Here is a 20,253-nt window from a genome sequence, read left to right on the forward strand (position 1 = left end):
AGTTGCCTCGAACGGGGCGGAAAAACGAAAACGGGCCTGTGGCGCAGCTGGTAGCGCACCTGCATGGCATGCAGGGGGTCAGGGGTTCGAGTCCCCTCAGGTCCACCGAAAAGAATGTCCCGAGACGCACGTCCGGGACATTCGTCATTTCCCCCACGGTGTCTGTAGACACCGCTCTAGCCGAGCAGTTCTACGTCGAACTCCCGCACAACGGCGCGCACGTCGTCCAGATAGCGCTGAGCCTGATCGGTGAGCGGGATCGCGGTGTGCGCGATCCACCCGATCTCGATGCGCTCGTCGACGTCGAGCGGCACAGCGACGATCTCGGGATCGAGGTCGTCGCTGATGATGCCCGTCGAGATCGTGTAGCCGCCGAGACCGATCATGAGGTTGAAGATCGTCGCACGGTCCGAGACACGGATCTCCTGCGCGCTCGACAGCGTCGAGAGGATCTCCTCGGCGAAGTAGAACGAGTTGTTCGTCCCCTGGTCGAAGGTCAGGCGCGGAAGTCCCGCGAGATCGTCGAGGGTGACGCGCTCGCGCGCGGCGAGCGGGTTCTTGCGCGAGACGAAGATGTGCGGGTCGGCGAGGAACAGGGGGTGGAACAGCAGCCCCGAATCGCGCAGCAGCTTGTCGATGACGTTCCGATTGAAGTCGTTCCGGTACAGGATGCCGAGCTCGCTACGGAGGGTCCGGACGTCCTCGATGATGTCCCATGTGCGCGTCTCGCGCAGGGAGAACTCGTACTCCGGCGCCCCGCTCGCCTTCACCATCCGGACGAACGCGTCGACCGCGAACGAGTAGTGCTGCGTCGACACCCCCAGGAGGCGACGAGAGGGAGGCCGATCGAGATAACGCTGCTCGAGGAGGGCCACCTGCTCGACGACCTGCCGGGCATATCCGAGGAACTCAACGCCATCCGAGGTCAACGTGATGCCGCGCGCGGACCGCACGAGCAGTGACCGCCCCACCCGGGTCTCGAGATCCTTCATCGCCGCCGACATCGTCGGCTGGGACACGTAGAGCAGGTCGGCGGCGGCGGAGATCGACCCCTCCGCGGCGACCTCGATGAACGACTGCAGTTGCTGCAGGGTGACACCGCTGGGTCGACGCGCCATAGGTAAAGACTATATCCGTGAATAGTCGGGACGGATTACCCGATGGGACACGAAGACGCGCACGATGGGATCACCGATGACCGCGCGGCGCGAGCCGCCGACCGACAGGAGTGTCTGGGCATGTCGAAGGACTTCACGTTCCAGATCTCGACCACCCGGTTCGATGAGAATTACTCGCCGTCCGAGAGTTCCCGCGCCACCACGAACTTCGCCAATCTGGCCCGCGGAGACGACCGTCAAGAGAACCTGCGCAACGCGCTGACGATGATCGACCGGCGGTTCAACGACCTCGCTCGCTGGGACAACCCGGACGGTGACCGCTACACCCTCGAGATCGACATCGTCTCTGTCGACCTGGAGTTCGCGACATCCGGAGACGATCACCGGTTCCCGCTCCTCGAGGTGCTCGATCTGGTGGTCGTGGACCGCACGACCGGCGTGCGTCACCACGGAATCGTCGGCAACAACTTCTCGTCGTACCTGCGTGACTTCGACTTCAGCGTGCTGCTGCCCGCCGTGAGCGCCGCCGCGGGTGGGTTCACCGTGCCGGATGACTTCGGCGCCCTGCACGGCAAGCTGTTCCAGGCCTTCCTCGACTCCCCCGAATACCGTCAGCGGTTCGCCGTTTCACCGGTCATCTGCATCAGCGTCTCCACCAGCAAGACCTATCGCCGGACCGACAACCACCACCCCGTGCTCGGTGTCGAATACGTGCAGGACGAGTACTCGCTCACCGATGAGTACTTCGGCAAGATGGGCCTCCGCGTCCGGTACTTCCTGCCCGCGGGCGGTTCCGCGCCGCTGGCGTTCTACTTCCGCGGCGATCTGCTGAACGACTACACCAACCTGCAACTCATCGGGACGATCAGCACGATGGAGACGTTCCAGAAGATCTACCGTCCGGAGATCTACAACGCCAACGCGGCCGCGGCGCACGTCTTCCGCCCCACGCTCGACAGCCAGGACTTCTCCCGCACGCGGGTCGACTACGACCGTGAAGAGCGCTCGCGTCTCGCGTTGACCCAGGGGAAGTGGGCGGAGGAGCACTTCGTCAAGCCGCACGGCGACGCACTGGCCCGGTGGGCCGGTCTTTCCCCCGCCCTCGTCCACTGACCCGTCGGAGCCCCGCCCATGAACGCACTCCTGCCCACCGCCGTCGTCGGCAGTCTTCCCAAGCCGTCCTGGCTCGCCGAGCCCGAGAAGCTCTGGTCGCCCTGGGCGCTCCAGGGCGACGCCCTCGTCGAGGGGAAGCAGGACGCCCTGCGCGCCGCCGTGCACGAACAGGGGCAGCGCGGCATCGACATCGTCAGTGACGGCGAGCAGACCCGCCAGCACTTCGTCACGACATTCATCGAGCATCTCAGCGGTGTCGACTTCGAGAACCGAGAGACCGTCCGCATCCGCAATCGGTACGAGGCCAGCGTGCCCACGGTGGTCGGTCCCGTCGGCCGCGAGAAGCCGGTGTTCGTCGAGGACGCCGCGTTCCTGCGTGCACAGACCGATCAGCCGATCAAGTGGGCGCTGCCGGGCCCCATGACGATGATCGACACCCTCTCGGACCGCTACTACAAGAGCCGCGAGAGGCTCGCGTGGGAGTTCGCCGGCATCCTGAACCAGGAGGCGAAGGAGCTCGAGGCGGCCGGAGTGGATGTCATCCAGTTCGACGAACCGGCCTTCAATGTCTTCTTCGACGAGGTCCGGGACTGGGGCATGGCCGCTCTCGAGCGGGCGGTCGAGGGTCTGCGCGCCGAGACGGTGGTGCACATCTGCTACGGCTACGGCATCAAGGCCAACACCGACTGGAAGGCGACGCTCGGACCGGAGTGGCGGCAGTACGAGGAATCGTTCCCGCTCCTGCAGCAGTCGAGCATCGACATCGTCTCGCTCGAGTCGCACAATTCCCGTATCCCGATCGAGGTCATCGAGCTGATCCGCGGCAAGAAGGTCATGCTCGGTGCGATCGACGTGGCCTCGCACGACATCGAACGCCCGGAAGAGGTCGCCGGGACACTGCGTCGGGCCCTGGAGTTCGTGGATGCCGACAAGCTCATCGCGAGCTCCAACTGCGGCATGGCTCCCCTGCCCCGCGACGTCGCCCTCGCGAAGCTCAGTGCCCTGAGCGCCGGCGCGGCGATCGTGCGATCCGAGCTCACCGCTGCTCTGGTCTGAGTCCGCGAACACCGAAGGGCCGCCCGTGACGGGGCGGCCCTTCGGTGTTCGTTCGGCTCAGTCGGCGGATGCCGGTGCCGGCAGCTCCAGCGGCACGACCGGGCAGTCCTTCCACAGGCGCTCGAGGCCGTAGTAGACGCGCTCCTGCTCGTGGAAGACGTGCACGACCAGGTCGCCGAAGTCCAACAGCACCCAGCGGGATTCCTGCCGTCCCTCGCGGCGCAGCCGCTTGTGGCCGGCCTCGAGGAGCTTCTCCTCGACCTCGTCGGCGATGGCGGCGACGTTACGCTCGTTGCGTCCGGTCACCAGGAGGAAGATGTCGACGAGCGGGAGGGGCTCGGACACGTCGAGCGCGACGAGGTCCTCCCCCGCTTTCGAGTCGGCGGCGATCGCGGCGATGCGCGCCATCTCGATTCCGTTGGCGCTGGCTGTCATCCGAAGACTCCTGTCGTGAAGGCGAGGACCAGCGCGACGGCGACCGCGACGGCGAGAGCGCCGGTGGTGATGATGAGACCGATGACGAGCTTGCTGCCCTTCTCCGGCGCCGGGGGGCGGATGATCTCACCGGGCTGCTTGACGGTGCTGATCGCGGCACTGGCCGCGATCGGCGTGGGCGAGGAGGCCGGCGGCAGTTCCCCATCGAGAAGGACCGCGTCGACGTCGCGGCCGTCGGTGGTCCCGGGCGCGTGACCGACGGAACCGAGTCCTTCCGGAAGCTCGAAGGTGCCGGTGATGAGCACCTCGCCGGTGGAGGTGACGGGTCCGACGAGCGGCACGCCCGCGGGTGTCTGCGAGAGGATCAGAGCGTTCGGCGTCGACACGGAACCGGTCGCCGCAGCGCTGCGCGAGATCAACTGATCGAACGACGGCGGCAGCGAGATCTCGGGGGTCTGCCCGTTGAGGAGGTCGGAGCCGAGCGCCGGATTCACCGTCGACACGGGGGTCTCGGTCTCCTCCACGGGCGACGCTTCGGGTGCAGCGGCCTCCTCGGGGGCGGCCGGGCGGAAGATGGCACGGGGCGCGCCCGCGGTCGGAGCGTCGGTGTCCTGCGTCGGCTGCGGGGCGGAGGTGGATACCGGCTCCCCCGCGACCGCGGCTGCCGGGGTCGCGGGGGCTGCGGCATCCTCCGCCGACGTGGCGCCGTCGGGCCCCTCGACCGTCTGGTCACGCGTCGCAGGAGCGGCCGGCTGCAGGTCGGGCGCGATGATCGGAACGCTCGCGGTGCGGATGCGCTCCTGCGCGCGAGCCTGACGCCGGGTCAGGCCGGTCACGCCGAGCCCGGCGCCGTCGGCGGGGACGAACGCGTCGGGGAGCGCGGGCGGCTCGGAAGCCGTGACGGGCGCCGTCTCAGACGAGGCGGTCGGCTGCTCGTCGACCGGTGCCGACGCCTCCTCGGGCTCCGTCTCGGGCTTGTCGGCCCTGCCGCGGCCGAAGAGGCCGCCCAGCATGCCACCCTTCTTCGCGGGCGATTCGGGCGCCGACTCCGGTTCCGCTTCGGACGACGCCTCATCGGCGACCGAAACCTCGGGCTCCGGCGCCTCGGGCTCCGGCGCCTCGGGCTTCGGCGCCTCGGGCTCCGGCGCCTCGGGCTCCGGCGGCGAGCTCGGCTCGGACGTCGGGGCGACGACCGGGGCCGCGTCCTCGGACGGAGCGTCGAGCCTCGGCGTGATGATGGGCGTGGCGCCGGTGTTGCGGAGTTCGCGCAGCTGACGCCGCGTCAGCGGCGGGTTCTCGGGGTTCTCGGATGTGCTCATGCAGGGCTCCGGTAGAGGTGGTGCTTCGCGATGTACTGCACGACGCCATCGGGCACCAGGTACCACACGGGGTGGCCTCGGCGCACGCGGGCGCGGCAGTCGGTGGACGAGATGGCCAGCGCCGGGATCTCGAGCTGGCTGACGTCGTCGGTGGGCAGACCCTCGGTCGTGAGCACGTGCCCCGGGCGGGACACGGCGACGAAGTGGGCGAGGTCCCACAGCTCCTGGTGGTTGCGCCACCCGAGGATCTGCGCGACGGCGTCGGCGCCGGTGATGAAGAACAGCTCGGCGCCGGGACGCTCACGCTTGAGATCGCGGAGGGTGTCGATCGTGTAGGTGGGTCCGGCTCGATCGATGTCGACGCGGCTGACCGTGAACTGCGGGTTCGAGGCGGTCGCGATGACCGTCATGAGGTAGCGGTGCTCGCTCTCGGTGACGTCCGCCTTCTGCCACGGGCGACCCGTGGGGACGAAGACGACCTCGTCGAGGTCGAACGATTGCGCGACCTCGCTGGCCGCGACCAGGTGACCGTGATGGATGGGATCGAACGTCCCACCCATGACCCCGATACGAGGGGCGCGCGTCACCGACATACGGTGGGCCTCAGTGGCCGTGCGCCTCGGGGGTGGGCGTCCCGTGCTTCTGCGCGTAGGCCTCGGCCTTGTGTGCGTGGCGGTTCGAGACGTTGCGGTACGAGAGGGTCACCAGGCTCAGCGCGATGAACACGACGAATGCGACGGCACCGATCCAGAAGGTCTCGGCCTGCACGTTGCCGCCGTGGTGTGCGCCCTCTTCAGCGGCGTGGGCGATCAGCGAGGCGAAAGTCATCAGTGCTCCGTTCGAGATATCTGCGCGGCGCGCAAAGCCATTTTATGCGGTCAGGCCCGGACCTGGCCGTCGCCGCGCCCGAGCCACTTGGTGCTGGTGAGCTCGGCGAGCCCCATGGGTCCCCGAGCGTGGAGCTTCTGCGTCGAGATGCCCACCTCGGCACCGAATCCGAACTCGCCCCCGTCGGTGAATCTGGTCGAGGCGTTCACCAAGACCACGGCCGAGTCGACCTCCGCCAGGAAGCGGGAGGCGGATGCCTCGTCGTCGGTGATGATCGACTCGGTGTGGTGCGTCGAGTACCGCCGGATGTGATCGAGCGCGGTGTCGAGGTCGTCCACGACGCGGACAGCGAGGTCGAGACTCAGGTACTCCGCGGCCCAGTCCTCCTCGGTCGCGGCGACGACGCGCGGATCGTAGGCGGCAACGGTCTCGTCGCCGTGCACACGGACCCCCGCGGCGGCGAGGGATCCGAGCAGATCGGGCAGCAGCCGGTCTGCGGCATCCCGGTGAACGAGGACGGTCTCGACCGCGTTGCAGACACTCGGGCGCTGCGTCTTGGCGTTCAGCACGATCTCACGAGCCCAGTCGGCGCGTGCCGTGGCATCCAGATACACGTGGACCACACCTGCGCCGGTCTCGATGACCGGCACTGTGGACTGGGTGACCACCGTCTCGATGAGCGCGGCGCTCCCCCGGGGGACGAGGACATCGACCAGTCCCCGGGCGTTCATCAGTGCGCGTGCGCCGTCCCGGCCGAAGTCGTCGACAGTCTGGATCGCCTCGGGAGACACGGCCTGTCGTTCCAGCGCGCGACGCATGACCTCGACCAGCGCCGCGTTGGAGCTCTGGGCCGCCGAGCCGCCGCGCAGCACCACGGCGTTGCCCGAGCGCAGGGCGAGCGCGGCGATGTCGACCGTCACGTTCGGCCGCGCCTCGTAGATCGAGCCCACGACCCCGAACGGCACCGCGACCTTCTCGAGCGCGAGGCCGTTGGGGAGTGTCCGTCGATCCAGGACACGGCCGACCGGGTCGGGCAGCTCTGCGACGTCACGGACGGCCGCGGCGAGGCCCGCGACCCGGCCGGCATCCAGTCGCAGGCGATCCAGCAGCGCCTCGCCGATGTCGGCGTCGCGCCCGCGAGCCAGGTCGTCGGCATTCGCCGCGACGATGTCCGCCGAGGCGGCCTCGATGGCGTCGGCGATGGCGTTCAACATCGCGGTCTTGGTCGCGGAATCGAGCAGACCGACCTCGCGCGCGGCATCCTTCGCCAGGCGCAGGCGTTCGTCGACCGAAACGGCGGTGAGGGTCATCGCGTCAGTCTATCGTCGCGGCCACCGCACCCACGGGGCCGGTGGTCAGGGTGACCGGGTCGGGATGCGGGGCGAACCACGTGCCCACGGAGGCTCCGGCGAGGGCGTCCCGGACGAGGTCGGCACTGGTGACGAGGACACCGACGCCGGCGGCCGACGCGAGCTTGGCGGCGGAGGCCTTGGTGGCCGCTCCCCCGGTGCCGACACCGTTCACGGTCACCGACCCGAAGGTGTACTCCGACAGGTCGTCGCCCCACTCCACCTCGGTGATCGGGCGAGCCCCCGGCTCGCTCGGCGGGGCCGTGTACAGGCACTCGATGTCGCTCAGGAGCACGAGGGCGTCGGCGCCGATCAGCTGCGCCACGAGCGCGGCGAGACGGTCGTTGTCGCCGAAGCGGATCTCGTGCGTGGCAACCGTGTCGTTCTCGTTGACGATGGGCAGGATGCCGAGCCCCAGCAGCCGTTCCATCGCCCGGCGCGCGTTGGACCGGTGTGTGGCGTTCTCGAGGTCGCCGGCGGTGAGCAGGACCTGACCGGCCAGGAGTCCGAACCGGTCGAGCGAGGTCTGGTAGCGCCACATCAGCACGTTCTGACCCACCGCCGCGGCGGCCTGCTGCGTGGCCAGGTCGTTCGGACGCCCCTGCAGGTCGAGCAGCGGCAGAGCCGTCGCGATCGCACCCGAGGACACCAGGACGACCTCGATACCGCTCTCACGCGCGTGCGCCAGCGCATCCACGATCAGGTCGATGCGGAACGCGCCGTCACCGCTGATCGACGACGACCCCACCTTGACGACGACACGCGAAGCAGTGGGAAGGTCGGCCCGGACGCGCGCGGTCATCGCTCGTCCTCCTCGTCGGATGCGCGCGCGGCGAGACGCTCGGCCTCGAGCTCCGCACGGGCGTCGGCCTTGGCATCCATCCGCTCGTGGTAGCGCTCACGCCGCTCGGAGGTGGTGCGGCGGGAGTTCTGGACCAGGCGCGGGTCGGTGCCCCGCGGAGCGGTCATGAGCTCGGCTGCGGAGGACAGCGTCGGTTCCCAGTCGAAGACGATGCCGTCGCCGGCGCCGATCACCACGGTCGCCCCCGCGACGGCACCGGCGCGGAACAGCTCGTCCTCGACGCCCAGGCGCGCGAGACGGTCGGCGAGGTAGCCCACCGCTTCCTCGTTCTGGAAGTCGGTCTGCTGCACCCATTTGACGGGCTTGTCACCGAGGATCCGGTAGACGGGACCGTAGGTGCCGCCCTCGACCTTGATCGTGAAGTCCTTCTCCGACCCCTGGGGGCGGATGACGATGCGCTCGGCGGGGGCGTCGTCGATCGTCGCGACGCGGTGCTGCTCGACGACGTCGGCGAGGGCGAAGGTCAGTTCACGCAGGCCCGCGCGGCTCACGGTGGAGATCTCGAAGACGCGGAAGCCGCGCGCCTCGAGGTCGGGACGGACGAGATCGGCGAGGTCGCGCGCCTCGGGGACGTCGACCTTGTTCAGCGCCACGATCTGCGGGCGGTCGAGCAGCGGGATCTGCCCCTCGGGCACGGGATAGGCGGCCAGCTCGGCCAGGATGACGTCGAGGTCGGTCAGCGGGTCGCGGCCGGGGTCGAGGGTCGCGCAGTCCAGCACATGCACGAGCGCGGTGCAGCGCTCGACGTGGCGGAGGAACTCGAGCCCGAGGCCTCGGCCCTCGCTCGCCCCCTCGATGAGTCCGGGGACGTCGGCGACCGTGAAGCGCACGTCGCCCGCCTGCACGACACCGAGGTTGGGGTGCAGGGTCGTGAAGGGGTAGTCCGCGATCTTGGGGCGCGCGGCCGAGACCGCGGCGATGAGGCTCGACTTGCCGGCCGAGGGGAACCCGACCAGCGCGACGTCCGCGACCGTCTTCAGCTCGAGGACGACATCGCCCTCCCAGCCGGGGGTGCCCAGGAGCGCGAACCCGGGCGCTTTGCGCTTGGGCGAGGCGAGGGCGGCGTTGCCGAGACCGCCGAGGCCGCCGGGAGCGACGACGAAGCGCATGCCGGGCGTGAGCATGTCCACGAGCACGGTGCCGTCAGGATCCTTCACGACCGTGCCGAGGGGGACGGGTAGCTCGGTGATCTCGCCCGCTGCGCCGGATCGGTGATCGCCCATGCCGAAACCGCCGTTGCCCGCGGAGCGGTGGGGCGAGTGGTGATAGGACAGCAGCGTCGTCACCTGCGGGTCGGCGACCAGCACGACGTCACCTCCGTGCCCGCCATTGCCGCCGTCGGGACCGGCGAGCGGCTTGAACTTCTCGCGGCGCACCGACACGCAGCCGTTGCCGCCCTTGCCCGCACGCAGGTGCAGGGTGACGCGGTCGACGAAGGTGACCATGAGGGTCCTCCCGGGATGGGCCGGCGGCAGCCGGCGGAGAAAACGACGAGGGGGCGGGCAGTGCCCACCCCCTCGGGAACGACGTGCGCTGCGGATTACTCCGCGGCTGCGGCGACGATGTTGACGACCTTGCGGCCGCCCTTCTGGCCGAACTCGACCGAACCGGCGGCGAGGGCGAACAGGGTGTCGTCGCCACCGCGACCGACGTTGGCGCCGGGGTGGAAGTGCGTGCCGCGCTGGCGGACGAGGATCTCGCCGGCGTTGACGGCCTGGCCGCCGAAGCGCTTCACGCCGAGGCGCTGTGCGTTGGAGTCACGACCGTTGCGGGTGGAGCTTGCGCCCTTTTTGTGTGCCATCTCTGCGTCTCCTGGCTCTTACTTGATGCCGGTGATCTTGACGCGCGTGAGGTCCTGACGGTGGCCCTGGCGCTTCTTGTAGCCGGTCTTGTTCTTGAACTTCTGGATCACGATCTTCGGACCGCGCTCCTCACCGAGGACCTCGGCCGTGACCGAGACCTTCGCGAGCTTGTCGGCGTCGGTCGTGACGGTCTCTCCGTCGACGAACAGAACGGCGGGCAGCTGGATGCTCTCGCCGACCTTCGCCGCCTGGCGATCGAGCACGACGATCGTGCCGACCTCGACCTTCTCCTGCCGGCCGCCGGCGCGCACAACTGCGTAAACCACTTCACACCTGTTTCGTTCGGGAGCGCACGGCTCCGGTTGTCTGATGACGTCGGGAGGGCTCATCGCCCTGAGTCTCGGTGCGATCCGGCCGACCTGAGCCGGCGGGGTCTCGCGTCAATCGCGCGGACACGACGCACCAAAGGACGAGTTTAGCTCACCCGGGGTGATCCGGCAAAAGCATCGAACCGCGTGTCCGCCGTAGGATCGCCGAGTGGCCATTCTCATCGACGACCCGCAGTGGCCCGCCCACGGCAGGCTCTGGGCACATCTGGTCAGCGACTCAGACCTCGCCGAGCTGCACGCCTTCGCGGCCGCTGCGGGAATCCCCCGCCGGGCGTTCGACCTCGACCACTACGACGTCCCCGACGAGCGGCACGCCGATCTCGTCGCCGCGGGCGCTGAGCACGTCGGCGGACGCGAGCTCGTGCGTCGGCTCCGCGCTTCGGGACTGCGCATCACCGCGCGTGAGCGTCGGGCCAAGGACGCATGAGGCATCACCGCGCGTGAGCGTCGGGCCAAGGACGCATGAGGTGTCGGGATCTGCCGCCTGACCGCGACCGGAGGCGATGACCCTCGACACCTCACGCGTCGATGAGGCGACTCAGGCGTCGTCGGCGGGGTGGGCGCTGACCGGCGTGCCCGTGAGAGCGGCGGTGGTCACGCGGCGGCGCGAACGGCCCTGACCGGGCGCCTTCGGCTCCGGGAGCGCCTCGAGGACCGACTCGAGCAGCGCGTCCTTCTCGGTGCGGGGCGCCTTGGGCTCGCGCTTCTTGCGCGGACGCTTCTCGCGCACCGGCGGCTCGGACTTGGCATCCAGGACCGCCTCGACCGAGGCCACGACGGCCGCCTCGACCACGGCCGGATCCTCGACCGTCGGGTGGATCGTGGATGCCGCGATCTGCGCGAGGGCGGACTTCACGCCCTCGGTGATGACGTGCGTGCCGCCGGCGGGTGCGGCCGGCGCGCCGTTGCCGTTCCCGCCCCCCGTGCCGTTGCCGGCGGAGCCGTTGCCCCCGCGACCCCCGCCACGGCGGTTGCCGTTGCCGTTGCCGTTGCCGTTCGAGGCGGCGGCCGAGCGGTGCTTGACCACGGGGTCGTGGTGAACGATGACACCGCGACCGGCGCAGACCTCGCACGCCTCACTGAAGGTCTCGAGCAGACCGAGTCCCAGCTTCTTGCGCGTCATCTGCACGAGGCCGAGCGAGGTGACCTCGGCGACCTGGTGCTTGGTCCGATCGCGGCTCAGGCACTCGATGAGCCGGCGCAACACGAGGTCGCGGTTGGACTCCAAGACCATGTCGATGAAGTCGACGACGATGATGCCGCCGATATCCCGTAGCCGCAGCTGGCGGACGATCTCTTCCGCCGCCTCGAGGTTGTTCTTCGTGACGGTCTCTTCGAGATTGCCGCCGGAACCGACGAACTTGCCGGTGTTGACGTCCACGACCGTCATCGCCTCGGTGCGGTCGATCACCAGCGAGCCGCCCGAGGGCAGCCACACCTTGCGGTCGAGGGCCTTCTCGATCTGCTCGGTGACGCGGAACGCGTCGAACGGATCCTGCTCGCCCTCGTACTTCTCGACGCGCTCCAGCAGGTCGGGGGCGACGCCGGCGAGGTAGTTCGAGATCGTCGTGAGTGCCTCGTCGCCCTGGATGAGCATGCGCGTGAAGTCCTCGTTGAAGACGTCGCGCACGATCTTGACCAGCAGGTCGGGCTCGGAGTGCAGCAGCGCCGGCGCCTGGATCGTCTTGACCTGCGTGGAGATGTGCTCCCACTGGGCGGTGAGGCGCTGCACATCGCGCGTGAGCTGGTCCTCCGTCGCCCCCTCGGCGGCGGTACGGACGATGACGCCCGAGGACTCGGGCAGCACCTCCTTGAGGATCTTCTTCAGGCGCGCCCGCTCCGTGTCGGGGAGCTTGCGGGAGATGCCGTTCATCGCGCCGCCGGGCACGTACACCAGGTAGCGTCCCGGCAGCGAGATCTGGCTGGTCAGACGCGCGCCCTTGTGGCCCACGGGATCCTTGGTGACCTGCACCAGCACGCGGTCACCCGACTTCAGGGCGAGCTCGATGCGTCGCGGCTGGTTGCCCGTCTCGACACCGTCCCAGTCGACCTCGCCGGAGTACAGCACGGCGTTGCGGCCGCGACCGATGTCGACGAACGCCGCCTCCATGCTCGGCAGCACGTTCTGGACCCGGCCGAGGTAGACGTTGCCGATGAGCGACGCGTCCTGGTTCCGGGCGACGTAGTGCTCGACGAGAACGTTGTCCTCGAGCACGGCGATCTGGATGCGCCCGGCCTTGGACCGCACGACCATCACGCGATCGACGGCCTCGCGTCGCGCGAGGAACTCGGCCTCGGTGACGACGGGGCGGCGGCGGCCGGCCTCGCGACCGTCCCGGCGGCGCTGCTTCTTGGCCTCGAGGCGGGTGGAACCCTTGATGCGCTGCGGTTCGGTAATGAGTTCCACCGCGCGCTGGCGCGCGGGGGCGGCCGGAGTCTCGCTCGGCTCGTCGGAACCCGAACCGGCAGCGGCTCCCCCGCGGCGACGATTGCGGCGGCGGGCGTTGGCGGAGGCACGCTCGACCGGCACCTCTTCGTCGCGGTCGTCGGCGTCGTCGCGCGCGGGAAGCGGGGGGAGCTCGGGTGCGTAGAAGTGCAGCTGCGTCGACACGGCCGACACGAACACCTCGGGGAGCAGACCGAGCGAGACGGCGGTCGGGATCGCGGGCTTGACAGGCTCGGCGTCGGCGGGCGTCTCCGGCTCGGTCGGAGCAGGCGACTCGGCCTCGGCGGGGGTTGTCCCCTCGGCCGCCGCGGCGTCCTCCTCGGCCTTCGGGGCGTCTTGCTCGGCCGCGGGGGCGTCTTCCTCGGCCACGGGACCTGCCTCGGCCGGGTCGGCGGGGCTCGTCACGGCGGGCGCGTCCACCGCGTCCTCGGGCTCTTCGGCATCCGTCGCCGTCACCGCGATGGCCTCTACGGCGTCCGCCTCGAGAACCGCGGGCTCTCCGGAATCCGTGGCGGCGGCGGTCTCGGCATCCTCGGCCGCGACTTCGTCGTCGGCGTCGGCGTCTGAAACGGTCGCTTCGCCGGCGAGGGCCTCGTTGGCCACCGTCTCGGGGGCGGGGGTCTCGGTCGCCGGAGTCTCGGCGGGGGTCTGATCGTCGGTTGCGTCGGCCATATCGGACGTACTCCCTGGCGGGCGACACCGCGCGTCGCCCGGCGAAATCTCGTGCGGCGCCGCACCCGGCGGGGCCGCGAACTCACTCGGTCTGCAGCAGGCCTGCGGCTCGTGCTGCGAAGGGCGGTCATCGCCCGAAGTCTTCTGGTGACTCGCCTGCGGCGCGGCCGCGGCTCATCGAACCCCCATTATCGCACGGTCGGTCGGAATCGCTCACTCCGACGGACGTTCGGCATCGCCGATGAACTCACTCCGTCGGTGAGGACGCCCGGAACGGCGCTGCACCGACACCGTGCGCCCCACGACGCCTCGCCCGCCCGGCGACCGGGCGGGCGAGGCATCTCGACGGCGAGGCATCGCACAGCGGGCGCATCGCCACGCGGTGGAAGAATCGCGATCATGAGTGAAACCGTCACCCCGCGTCGGCCGACAGCGCTCGCGGTGTGGTTGATCATCGCGGGGGCGGTGGGCTGGTGGGCCGCGTTCTCCCTGACCATGGAGCGCTTCCACCAGCTGATGGACGGCGGGGCCGCGGCATCCTGCGACTTCAGCGTGCTCGTCCAATGCACGGCGAACCTGAAGTCCTGGCAGGGCAGTGTCTTCGGCTTCCCCAACCCGATCATCGGTCTCGCCGCCTGGATCGCCCCGATCGTCGTCGGGTTCGCGATCCTTGCCGGTGCCCGCTTCGCGCGGTGGTTCTGGATCCTGTTCTGGCTCGGGATCGTCGGCGCGATGACGTTCGTGATCTGGCTGATCTCGCAGAGCATCTTCGTGCTCGGCACCCTGTGCCCGTGGTGCATGGTGACGTGGTCGGTGACGATCCCGACGTTCTTCGCGGTCACTCTGCACCTGTTCCGCGCGGGCGTCTTCCCGGTCGGGCAGAAGACGCGGGATGCCGCGGCCTCGCTGATGGCCTGGGTGCCGCTCATGGCCTTCGCCGCTTATGTCGTCGTGGCGGTCATCGCACAGCTGCGCCTGGACGTGCTCTCGCAGATCTGACGCTGCTCCGGTCTGCCGCCGCAAGCCGGCGATCTGCGCAGTTCACGGGTGCGCATCGGCTCAGCGATCCGCACAACCTCAGCCCGAAACGGCCGGATGCCACGGAACGTGCGCAGATGACGGAGCCGACGCTCACGCGGCCCCCGCGGCCTCCCGCCGCACAACCTCAGCGATCCGCACAACCTCAGTCCGATACGGCCGGATGCCACTGACACGCCGCGAATCGCTGAGGTCATGCCGGGCCGCCACACGCTGACACGACGACGGTCGCCTCCCCACACGGGGTGGCGGCCGTCGTGGCATCCGGGATCAGGCGAACCAGATCGCGAGCTCGCGCGCCGCGGACTCGGGGCTGTCGCTGCCGTGGACGAGGTTCTGCTGCACCTTCAGGCCCCAGTCGCGACCGAAGTCGCCGCGGATCGTGCCCGGGGCGGCGGTGGTGGGGTCGGTGGTGCCGGCGAGGGAACGGAATCCCTCGATCACGCGGTTGCCGGCCAGGCGGATCGCCACCGACGGTCCGGAGAGCATGAATTCCAGGAGCGGCTCGTAGAAGGGCTTGCCCTCGTGCTCGGCGTAGTGCTGGGCGAGGGTCTCGCGGTCGGGCTCGACGAGGCGGATGTCGACGAGGGCGTAGCCCTTCGCCTCGATGCGGGCGAGGATCGCACCGGTCAGGCCGCGGGCGACGCCATCGGGCTTGACCAGGACGAGGGTCTCTTCGGTGGCCATGGGTCATTCTCCGTTCGAGAGGTCGGGGTCGGCGGCGCGTCGGGCGTTCTGCCGGTCCAGCGCCGCTCCCTTGATCGTCGCATACGCCCACATGCCGCCGAAAATGAGCGCGACCACGGCGAGGGCCGGGACCAGGATGCCGCCGAGCGCGAGGACGACCTGAAGCGCCCATCCGACGACGATTGCCCAGCGGTGCCGCAGAAGCCCGGAGACCGCGACCATGGCGCTGGCCAGCACCACCCCGCCGACGATTCCCCACCACGGTTCGATGCCCCACGGGAGTGCCCGCAGGCCGTAGACGACCAACCCGCCCAGGAACACGACGATCGACTCGAAGCCGAGGACGACCGCCCCGAGCGACTCCTGCGCGCCGCGAACGCGGCGCGGGCGCCGCTCACGCGGACTCACCGCTGCCACCCCGCCTTCCAGTCCTCGAGCTCCGACAGGCGGATCGCCTCACCGGCGAGCACCACCGAGCCGGCGATGACGACCGCGCGCCGGTCGGACTCGGCGGCCCACTCCCGAGCGGCGTCGGCGGCGTCCTCGAGCGTTGGGTGCACCGTCACCGGCACGTCTGCCGCTTCGGCCACGTCGGCGATGGCATCGGGGTCGGCGGCACGATCACTGTCGGGGGCGGTGGCGAAGACACGCGCGACCGCGGGGGCGAGCGTCGAGACGATCCCGACGGTGTCCTTCCCCGAGAGGATGCCGACGACCGCTCCCCATTCGTCGATGTCGAACGCCTCGTCGAGCGCGGCGACGAGCGCGCGCGCTCCGTGCGGGTTGTGGGCGGCGTCGACGAGCACGGTCGGCGCGGTGCCGAGAAGCTGGAGGCGACCCGGCGACGTTGCGGCCCCCAGGCCGTCCCCCACGACGTCGGGGTTGAGCGGCTGGTCGCCGCCGCCGATGAGCGACTCGACCGCGGCGATCGCCAGCGCGGCGTTCGCGCCCTGATGGGCGCCGTACAACGGGAGGTACAGCTCGGGGTAGCTGCCGGCGATGCCGCGCACGGTGAGGAGCTGGCCGCCGACGGCGAGCGTCTGCGTCTCGAGCGAGAAGCCGTCGCCCGCGAAGGCGACCGACGCGTGCATCTTCTCGGCGCGAGCGAGGATCGCACGCCGCGCCTCATCCGGTTGCGCGGCGGAGACGACCGCCGCGCCCTCCTTGATGATCCCGGCTTTCACTGTCGCGATCTCGGCGATGGTGCCGCCGAGGCGGTCGGCGTGGTCGATGTCGATGGGGGTGAACACCGCCACATCCCCGTCGGCGGTGTTGGTGGAGTCCCATTCACCGCCCATACCGACCTCGAGCACGAGGACGTCGATCGGGGCGTCCGCGCAGGTGACGAAAGCGAGCACCGTGAGCAGCTCGAAGAACGTCAGAGGGGCGTCGCCCGCGGACTGGAGCTCGGCATCCACGATCTGAACGAACGGCTCGATCTCGTCCCACGCGTCCGCGATCGCGGCATCCGCCACGGGCTCGCCGTCGATGAGGATGCGCTCGGTGAAGCGCTCCAGGTGGGGACTCGTGAACAGGCCCGTCCGCAGCCCGAGCGCCCGCAGGAGGCTCTCGATGATGCGGCTCGTGGAGGTCTTGCCGTTCGTGCCGGTGACGTGGATCACGCGGTACGTGCGCTGCGGGTCGTCGAGCAGCTCCAGCACGCGACGCGTGCGCTCGACGCGCGGCTGCACCCACTGTTCGCCCTGGCGCTGCAGGAGTGCCGCGTAGACCGCGTCGGCACGGGTGCGATCGCTCATTCGGGTGCTCCGATCCGAGCGACGGACACCGTCACGGCACCCGCGTTGGCGTAGGTCTTCGCCGGCACGACGTTCTCGAACTCGGGCGTCGTGGCGGCGCCGCGCTCGATGAGCCGCTCCGTGCGGCTCGCGAGCACGACCGCCTCGGCGAGGGTCTCCGATGCCACCCCCGCGACGTCGAACGCGTGCGCGACGGCCCGCGCGTCGGCCTCGTCGTCGAACGCCAGCGCCAGCGCGATGCGATCGCTCACGTCGAAGCCGGCGGCCTTGCGGGTGTCCTGGATCGCACGGATCATGTCGCGCGCCAGGCCCTCCGCCTCGAGTTCGGGGGTCGTGACGGTGTCGAGGAGGACGAATCCGCCGGACGACAGCACCGCGAGAGCCTCACCCTCGGGGCGCCCGGCCGTTTCGACGACGAGGTCGTACTCGCTCGGCTCGAGCGGGATGCCGCCGGCGACGACGCGGCCGTCGACCTCGCTCCAGTCGCCCTCGCGGGCGGCCTTGATCGCCTGCTGCACCTGCTTGCCCAGGCGCGGACCCGCGGCGCGGGCGTTCACCGACAGACGGTGCGTGATGCCGTACTCCCCCGCCGTGCCCTCCTGCAGCGTGACCTGCTCCACGTTCTTGACGTTGAGCTCGTCGCGCAGGATGTCATCGAACTGGGCCAGGCCCGTGGCATCCGGGGTCACCACCGTCAGACGCGGCAGCGGCAGGCGCACGCGCTTGCCCTCCCGCTTGCGCAACGCGTTGGCGACGCTGGAGACCTCGCGGACCGTGTCCATCGCGGTGCGGATGTCCGCCGCGGCGGGGAACGCCGCGGCATCCGGCCAGTCCTCCAGGTGCACGCTGCGCCCGCCGGTGAGGCCCTGCCACACGCGCTCGGTCACGAGCGGGAGCAGCGGTGCCGCGACTCGGGTCAAGGTCTCGAGCACCGTGTACAGCGTGTCGAAGGCCTCGCGGCTCGACGGCTCGTCGGTGACGCCCACCCAGAACCGGTCGCGCGAGCGGCGGATGTACCAGTTCGTCAGCACCTCGGCGAAGTCGCGCAGGCGTTCGGCCGCCGTCGTGGAGTCGAGCCCCTCGAGGTCGACGGCGACATCGCGCACGAGGTCACCCGTGAGCGCGAGGATGTAGCGGTCGAGCACGTCGGAGGAGTCGGTGCGCCACTCGGCCGTGTACCCGTCGCCGGAAGCGTTGGCGTAGGTCGCGAAGAAGTACCACGCGTTCCACAGCGGCAGCAGGAACTCACGGACCCCCGAGCGGATGCCCTCCTCGGTGACGACGAGGTTGCCGCCGCGCAGCACGGAGCTGGACATGAGGAACCAGCGCATGGCATCCGAGCCGTCGCGATCGAACACCTCGCGGACGTCCGGGTAGTTGCGCAGCGACTTCGACATCTTCTGGCCGTCGTTGCCGAGGACGATGCCGTGGCACGACACCCCGGTGAACGCGGGACGGTCGAACAGCGCCGTCGACAGCACGTGCATCACGTAGAACCAGCCGCGCGTCTGCCCGATGTACTCCACGATGAAGTCCGCCGGCGAGTGCTCGTCGAACCACTCGTGGTTCTCGAACGGGTAGTGCACCTGCGCGAACGGCATCGACCCGGAGTCGAACCAGACGTCGAGCACGTCCTCGATGCGGCGCATCGTCGACCGGCCCGTCGGGTCGTCGGGGTTCGGGCGGGTCAGGTCGTCGATGTACGGGCGGTGCAGATCGACCTCGCCGTCGGCGTTGCGCGGCAGTCGGCCGAAGTGGGCTTCGAGCTCGGCGAGTGAGCCGTACACGTCGACGCGGGGGAAGTTCGGGTCGTCGCTCTTCCACACCGGGATGGGCGAGCCCCAGTAGCGGTTGCGGCTGATGGACCAGTCGCGCGCGCCCTCCAGCCACTTGCCGAACTGACCCTCCTTGACGTTCTCGGGCACCCAGGTGATCTGCTGGTTGTTCTCGAGCAGACGGTCCTTCACATCGGTGACCCGCACGAACCAGCTCGACACGGCCTTGTAGATCAGGGGGTTCCGGCAGCGCCAGCAGTGGGGGTACGAGTGCTCGTAGGATGCCTCGCGCAGCAGCCGGCCGCCCTGCTTCAGCAGACGGATCAGGGGACGGTTCGCCTCGAACCAGAGCTCCCCCGCCACGTCCGTGACGGCCGACAGGAACCGGCCGCCGTCGTCGAGCGAGATGATCGTGGGCAGGCCCGCGGCATCCGCGAGGCGCTTGTCATCCTCACCGTAGGCGGGAGCCTGGTGGACGATGCCGGTGCCGTCGCTGACGGTGACGTAGTCGTCGACGAGGATCTTCCACGCGTTGCCGGTGCCCCACGTGTCGGCGTCGGCGTAGTAATCGAACAGCCGGTCGTACGACACGCCCTCGAGCTCGGAGCCCAGGATGGTGCTCTGCACGGCCTGGCGGGCGGCATCCGGGGTCTCGTACCCCAGATCCTTCGCGTAGTTCGGCAGCAGGTCCTCGGCCAGCAGATAGCGGTGCGCGGTGGCCTCGATCGCTTCGTCGGGCGTGCCGTCGGGAGCGCGATGCACATCGGCCGCACCGTGGGGTCCGCCCTCGATGACGGCGTACCGGATGCCGGGACCCACCGCCAGGGCGAGGTTGGTCGGCAGGGTCCAGGGCGTCGTCGTCCACGCGAGCGCCCGGACGCCGGTGAGGCCGAGGGCCTCGGCTTTCGCGCCGACGAGCGGGAACGTCACCGTGACCGACGGGTCCTGGCGCATCTTGTAGACGTCGTCGTCCATGCGCAGCTCGTGGCTGGACAGCGGCGTCTCATCACGCCAGCAGTACGGCAGCACCCGGTAGCCCTCGTACGCGAGCCCCTTGTCGTGCAGTGTCTTGAACGCCCACAGGACGCTCTCCATGTAGGAGGTGTCGAGGGTCTTGTATCCGCGCTCGAAGTCGACCCACCGTGCCTGGCGGGTGACGTAGTCCTGCCAGTCGCGCGTGTACTCGAGTACCGACTCGCGGGCCTTGCCGTTGAAGACCGCGACGCCCATGCGCTCGATCTCGTCCTTCTCGGTGATGCCGAGCTGCTTCATCGCCTCGAGCTCTGCGGGGAGGCCATGCGTGTCCCACCCGAACACGCGGTCGACCTTCTTGCCGCGCATCGTCTGGAAGCGCGGGAACAGGTCTTTGGCATAGCCGGTCAGGAGGTGCCCGTAGTGCGGCAGGCCGTTGGCGAACGGAGGGCCGTCGTAGAACACCCACTCCTCGGCGCCGTCGCGCTGTGCGATCGACGCACGGAAGGTGTCGTCGGCATCCCAGAAGGCGAGCGTCTCGCGCTCGATCTCGGGGAACCGGGGGCTGGGGACGACGGATGCCGCGGCGTCGGCGGCCGGGCCGAAGGATGAGGGGCGTGGGTAGGTCATGTCTC

19 protein-coding genes and 1 tRNA gene are annotated in these 20,253 nt (G+C 69.8%); 5 read left to right on the forward strand and 15 right to left on the reverse strand.

All coding sequences use genetic code 11. The features are described 5' to 3' along the window. Positions 1 to 32 precede the first annotated feature (32 nt). Positions 33 to 105: transfer RNA gene (locus tag LL239_RS08365), tRNA-Ala, on the forward strand. 71 nt (positions 106 to 176) lie between these two features. Here the strand turns inward: LL239_RS08365 and LL239_RS08370 are convergent. Beyond that, positions 177 to 1,118 carry a LysR family transcriptional regulator gene (locus LL239_RS08370; protein ID WP_228162970.1) on the reverse strand — a complete coding sequence of 314 codons (942 nt, stop codon included), beginning with the start codon at positions 1,116 to 1,118 and terminating at the stop codon, positions 177 to 179. A 120-nt stretch (positions 1,119 to 1,238) separates the two neighbouring features. On the opposite strand from LL239_RS08370, the gene LL239_RS08375 reads away from it, so the two are divergent. Next, on the forward strand, positions 1,239 to 2,231 hold the full coding sequence (locus tag LL239_RS08375; protein WP_228163004.1) for a putative oxygenase MesX: 993 nt from the start codon (positions 1,239 to 1,241) through the stop codon (positions 2,229 to 2,231). An 18-nt stretch (positions 2,232 to 2,249) separates the two neighbouring features. Then, positions 2,250 to 3,287: a methionine synthase gene (locus LL239_RS08380; protein ID WP_228162971.1), complete on the forward strand. Its 1,038-nt coding sequence runs from the start codon at positions 2,250 to 2,252 to the stop codon at positions 3,285 to 3,287. A 57-nt stretch (positions 3,288 to 3,344) separates the two neighbouring features. Here LL239_RS08380 and rsfS read toward each other — a convergent pair whose 3' ends face one another. The 9 genes from rsfS to rplU all read right to left on the reverse strand — a co-directional run bounded on the left by rsfS (position 3,345) and on the right by rplU (position 10,208). Then, positions 3,345 to 3,722 carry a ribosome silencing factor gene (gene rsfS / locus LL239_RS08385; protein ID WP_228162972.1) on the reverse strand — a complete coding sequence of 126 codons (378 nt, stop codon included), beginning with the start codon at positions 3,720 to 3,722 and terminating at the stop codon, positions 3,345 to 3,347. Beyond that, the gene (locus tag LL239_RS08390; RefSeq protein ID WP_228162973.1) at positions 3,719 to 5,041 is read right to left on the reverse strand and encodes a hypothetical protein; all 1,323 of its coding nucleotides are present in this window, start codon (positions 5,039 to 5,041) and stop codon (positions 3,719 to 3,721) included. The genes rsfS and LL239_RS08390 overlap by 4 nt, the downstream gene beginning before the upstream one ends. Next, on the reverse strand, positions 5,038 to 5,634 hold the full coding sequence (gene nadD / locus LL239_RS08395) for a nicotinate-nucleotide adenylyltransferase (RefSeq protein ID WP_228162974.1): 597 nt from the start codon (positions 5,632 to 5,634) through the stop codon (positions 5,038 to 5,040). The genes LL239_RS08390 and nadD overlap by 4 nt, the downstream gene beginning before the upstream one ends. Before the next feature lie 10 nt (positions 5,635 to 5,644). Beyond that, entirely contained in the window at positions 5,645 to 5,869 is a 225-nt protein-coding gene (locus tag LL239_RS08400; protein WP_228162975.1) for a hypothetical protein, read from the reverse strand. A 50-nt stretch (positions 5,870 to 5,919) separates the two neighbouring features. Next, on the reverse strand, positions 5,920 to 7,179 hold the full coding sequence (locus LL239_RS08405; RefSeq protein ID WP_228162976.1) for a glutamate-5-semialdehyde dehydrogenase: 1,260 nt from the start codon (positions 7,177 to 7,179) through the stop codon (positions 5,920 to 5,922). 4 nt (positions 7,180 to 7,183) lie between these two features. Then, positions 7,184 to 8,020 (reverse strand): glutamate 5-kinase, encoded by an 837-nt coding sequence (gene proB / locus LL239_RS08410; protein WP_228162977.1) that lies wholly within the window; start codon positions 8,018 to 8,020, stop codon positions 7,184 to 7,186. Further along, positions 8,017 to 9,525, reverse strand: a complete 1,509-nt coding sequence (obgE, locus tag LL239_RS08415; RefSeq protein WP_228162978.1) for a GTPase ObgE — start codon at positions 9,523 to 9,525, stop codon at positions 8,017 to 8,019. Before obgE ends, proB begins: the two co-directional genes overlap by 4 nt. Positions 9,526 to 9,620: 95 nt before the next feature. Then, a complete protein-coding gene (gene rpmA, locus LL239_RS08420; protein WP_022878252.1) occupies positions 9,621 to 9,881 on the reverse strand; it encodes a 50S ribosomal protein L27 in 261 nt (86 codons plus the stop codon). A gap of 18 nt (positions 9,882 to 9,899) precedes the next feature. Beyond that, positions 9,900 to 10,208: a 50S ribosomal protein L21 gene (rplU, locus tag LL239_RS08425; protein WP_022878253.1), complete on the reverse strand. Its 309-nt coding sequence runs from the start codon at positions 10,206 to 10,208 to the stop codon at positions 9,900 to 9,902. 211 nt (positions 10,209 to 10,419) lie between these two features. Here rplU and LL239_RS08430 point away from each other — a divergent pair, with 211 nt between their 5' ends. After that, positions 10,420 to 10,698, forward strand: a complete 279-nt coding sequence (locus LL239_RS08430; RefSeq protein WP_228162979.1) for a DUF4031 domain-containing protein — start codon at positions 10,420 to 10,422, stop codon at positions 10,696 to 10,698. Positions 10,699 to 10,809: 111 nt separating this feature from the next. Here the strand turns inward: LL239_RS08430 and LL239_RS08435 are convergent, their stop codons facing one another. Beyond that, positions 10,810 to 13,389, reverse strand: coding sequence for an Rne/Rng family ribonuclease (locus LL239_RS08435; protein ID WP_228162980.1), 2,580 nt, complete (start codon positions 13,387 to 13,389; stop codon positions 10,810 to 10,812). Positions 13,390 to 13,788: 399 nt separating this feature from the next. Here LL239_RS08435 and LL239_RS08440 point away from each other — a divergent pair, with 399 nt between their 5' ends. Then, complete coding sequence (locus tag LL239_RS08440) at positions 13,789 to 14,388, forward strand: vitamin K epoxide reductase family protein (protein ID WP_228162981.1); 600 nt, start codon at positions 13,789 to 13,791, stop codon at positions 14,386 to 14,388. Between the two features lie 309 nt (positions 14,389 to 14,697). On the opposite strand, the gene ndk is transcribed toward LL239_RS08440, so the two are convergent. From ndk to ileS, 4 genes are read right to left on the reverse strand one after another with little or no spacing between them, the layout of a single operon-like run. Continuing rightward, positions 14,698 to 15,114, reverse strand: a complete 417-nt coding sequence (gene ndk, locus LL239_RS08445; protein ID WP_134126794.1) for a nucleoside-diphosphate kinase — start codon at positions 15,112 to 15,114, stop codon at positions 14,698 to 14,700. 3 nt (positions 15,115 to 15,117) lie between these two features. Then, on the reverse strand, positions 15,118 to 15,531 hold the full coding sequence (locus LL239_RS08450) for a DUF4233 domain-containing protein (protein WP_228162982.1): 414 nt from the start codon (positions 15,529 to 15,531) through the stop codon (positions 15,118 to 15,120). Beyond that, positions 15,519 to 16,871, reverse strand: a complete 1,353-nt coding sequence (locus LL239_RS08455; RefSeq protein WP_228162983.1) for a bifunctional folylpolyglutamate synthase/dihydrofolate synthase — start codon at positions 16,869 to 16,871, stop codon at positions 15,519 to 15,521. The genes LL239_RS08450 and LL239_RS08455 overlap by 13 nt, the downstream gene beginning before the upstream one ends. Next, entirely contained in the window at positions 16,868 to 20,248 is a 3,381-nt protein-coding gene (gene ileS, locus LL239_RS08460; RefSeq protein ID WP_228162984.1) for an isoleucine--tRNA ligase, read from the reverse strand. Before ileS ends, LL239_RS08455 begins: the two co-directional genes overlap by 4 nt. Positions 20,249 to 20,253: the final 5 nt, after the last annotated feature.

Source organism: Microbacterium testaceum, from assembly GCF_020781835.1.
Classification (GTDB): Bacteria; Actinomycetota; Actinomycetes; order Actinomycetales; family Microbacteriaceae; genus Microbacterium; species Microbacterium testaceum_H.

What these genes read in the sequence shown, in the direction of transcription:
- LL239_RS08370 (WP_228162970.1), bottom strand. Translation starts at nt 1,118, where the DNA reads ATGGCGCGTCGACCCAGCGGTGTCACCCTGCAGCAACTGCAGTCGTTC.
- LL239_RS08375 (WP_228163004.1), top strand. Translation starts at nt 1,239, where the DNA reads ATGTCGAAGGACTTCACGTTCCAGATCTCGACCACCCGGTTCGATGAG.
- LL239_RS08380 (WP_228162971.1), top strand. Translation starts at nt 2,250, where the DNA reads ATGAACGCACTCCTGCCCACCGCCGTCGTCGGCAGTCTTCCCAAGCCG.
- rsfS (WP_228162972.1), bottom strand. Translation starts at nt 3,722, where the DNA reads ATGACAGCCAGCGCCAACGGAATCGAGATGGCGCGCATCGCCGCGATC.
- LL239_RS08390 (WP_228162973.1), bottom strand. Translation starts at nt 5,041, where the DNA reads ATGAGCACATCCGAGAACCCCGAGAACCCGCCGCTGACGCGGCGTCAG.
- nadD (WP_228162974.1), bottom strand. Translation starts at nt 5,634, where the DNA reads ATGTCGGTGACGCGCGCCCCTCGTATCGGGGTCATGGGTGGGACGTTC.
- LL239_RS08400 (WP_228162975.1), bottom strand. Translation starts at nt 5,869, where the DNA reads ATGACTTTCGCCTCGCTGATCGCCCACGCCGCTGAAGAGGGCGCACAC.
- LL239_RS08405 (WP_228162976.1), bottom strand. Translation starts at nt 7,179, where the DNA reads ATGACCCTCACCGCCGTTTCGGTCGACGAACGCCTGCGCCTGGCGAAG.
- proB (WP_228162977.1), bottom strand. Translation starts at nt 8,020, where the DNA reads ATGACCGCGCGCGTCCGGGCCGACCTTCCCACTGCTTCGCGTGTCGTC.
- obgE (WP_228162978.1), bottom strand. Translation starts at nt 9,525, where the DNA reads ATGGTCACCTTCGTCGACCGCGTCACCCTGCACCTGCGTGCGGGCAAG.
- rpmA (WP_022878252.1), bottom strand. Translation starts at nt 9,881, where the DNA reads ATGGCACACAAAAAGGGCGCAAGCTCCACCCGCAACGGTCGTGACTCC.
- LL239_RS08435 (WP_228162980.1), bottom strand. Translation starts at nt 13,389, where the DNA reads ATGGCCGACGCAACCGACGATCAGACCCCCGCCGAGACTCCGGCGACC.
- LL239_RS08440 (WP_228162981.1), top strand. Translation starts at nt 13,789, where the DNA reads ATGAGTGAAACCGTCACCCCGCGTCGGCCGACAGCGCTCGCGGTGTGG.
- ndk (WP_134126794.1), bottom strand. Translation starts at nt 15,114, where the DNA reads ATGGCCACCGAAGAGACCCTCGTCCTGGTCAAGCCCGATGGCGTCGCC.
- LL239_RS08455 (WP_228162983.1), bottom strand. Translation starts at nt 16,871, where the DNA reads ATGAGCGATCGCACCCGTGCCGACGCGGTCTACGCGGCACTCCTGCAG.
- ileS (WP_228162984.1), bottom strand. Translation starts at nt 20,248, where the DNA reads ATGACCTACCCACGCCCCTCATCCTTCGGCCCGGCCGCCGACGCCGCG.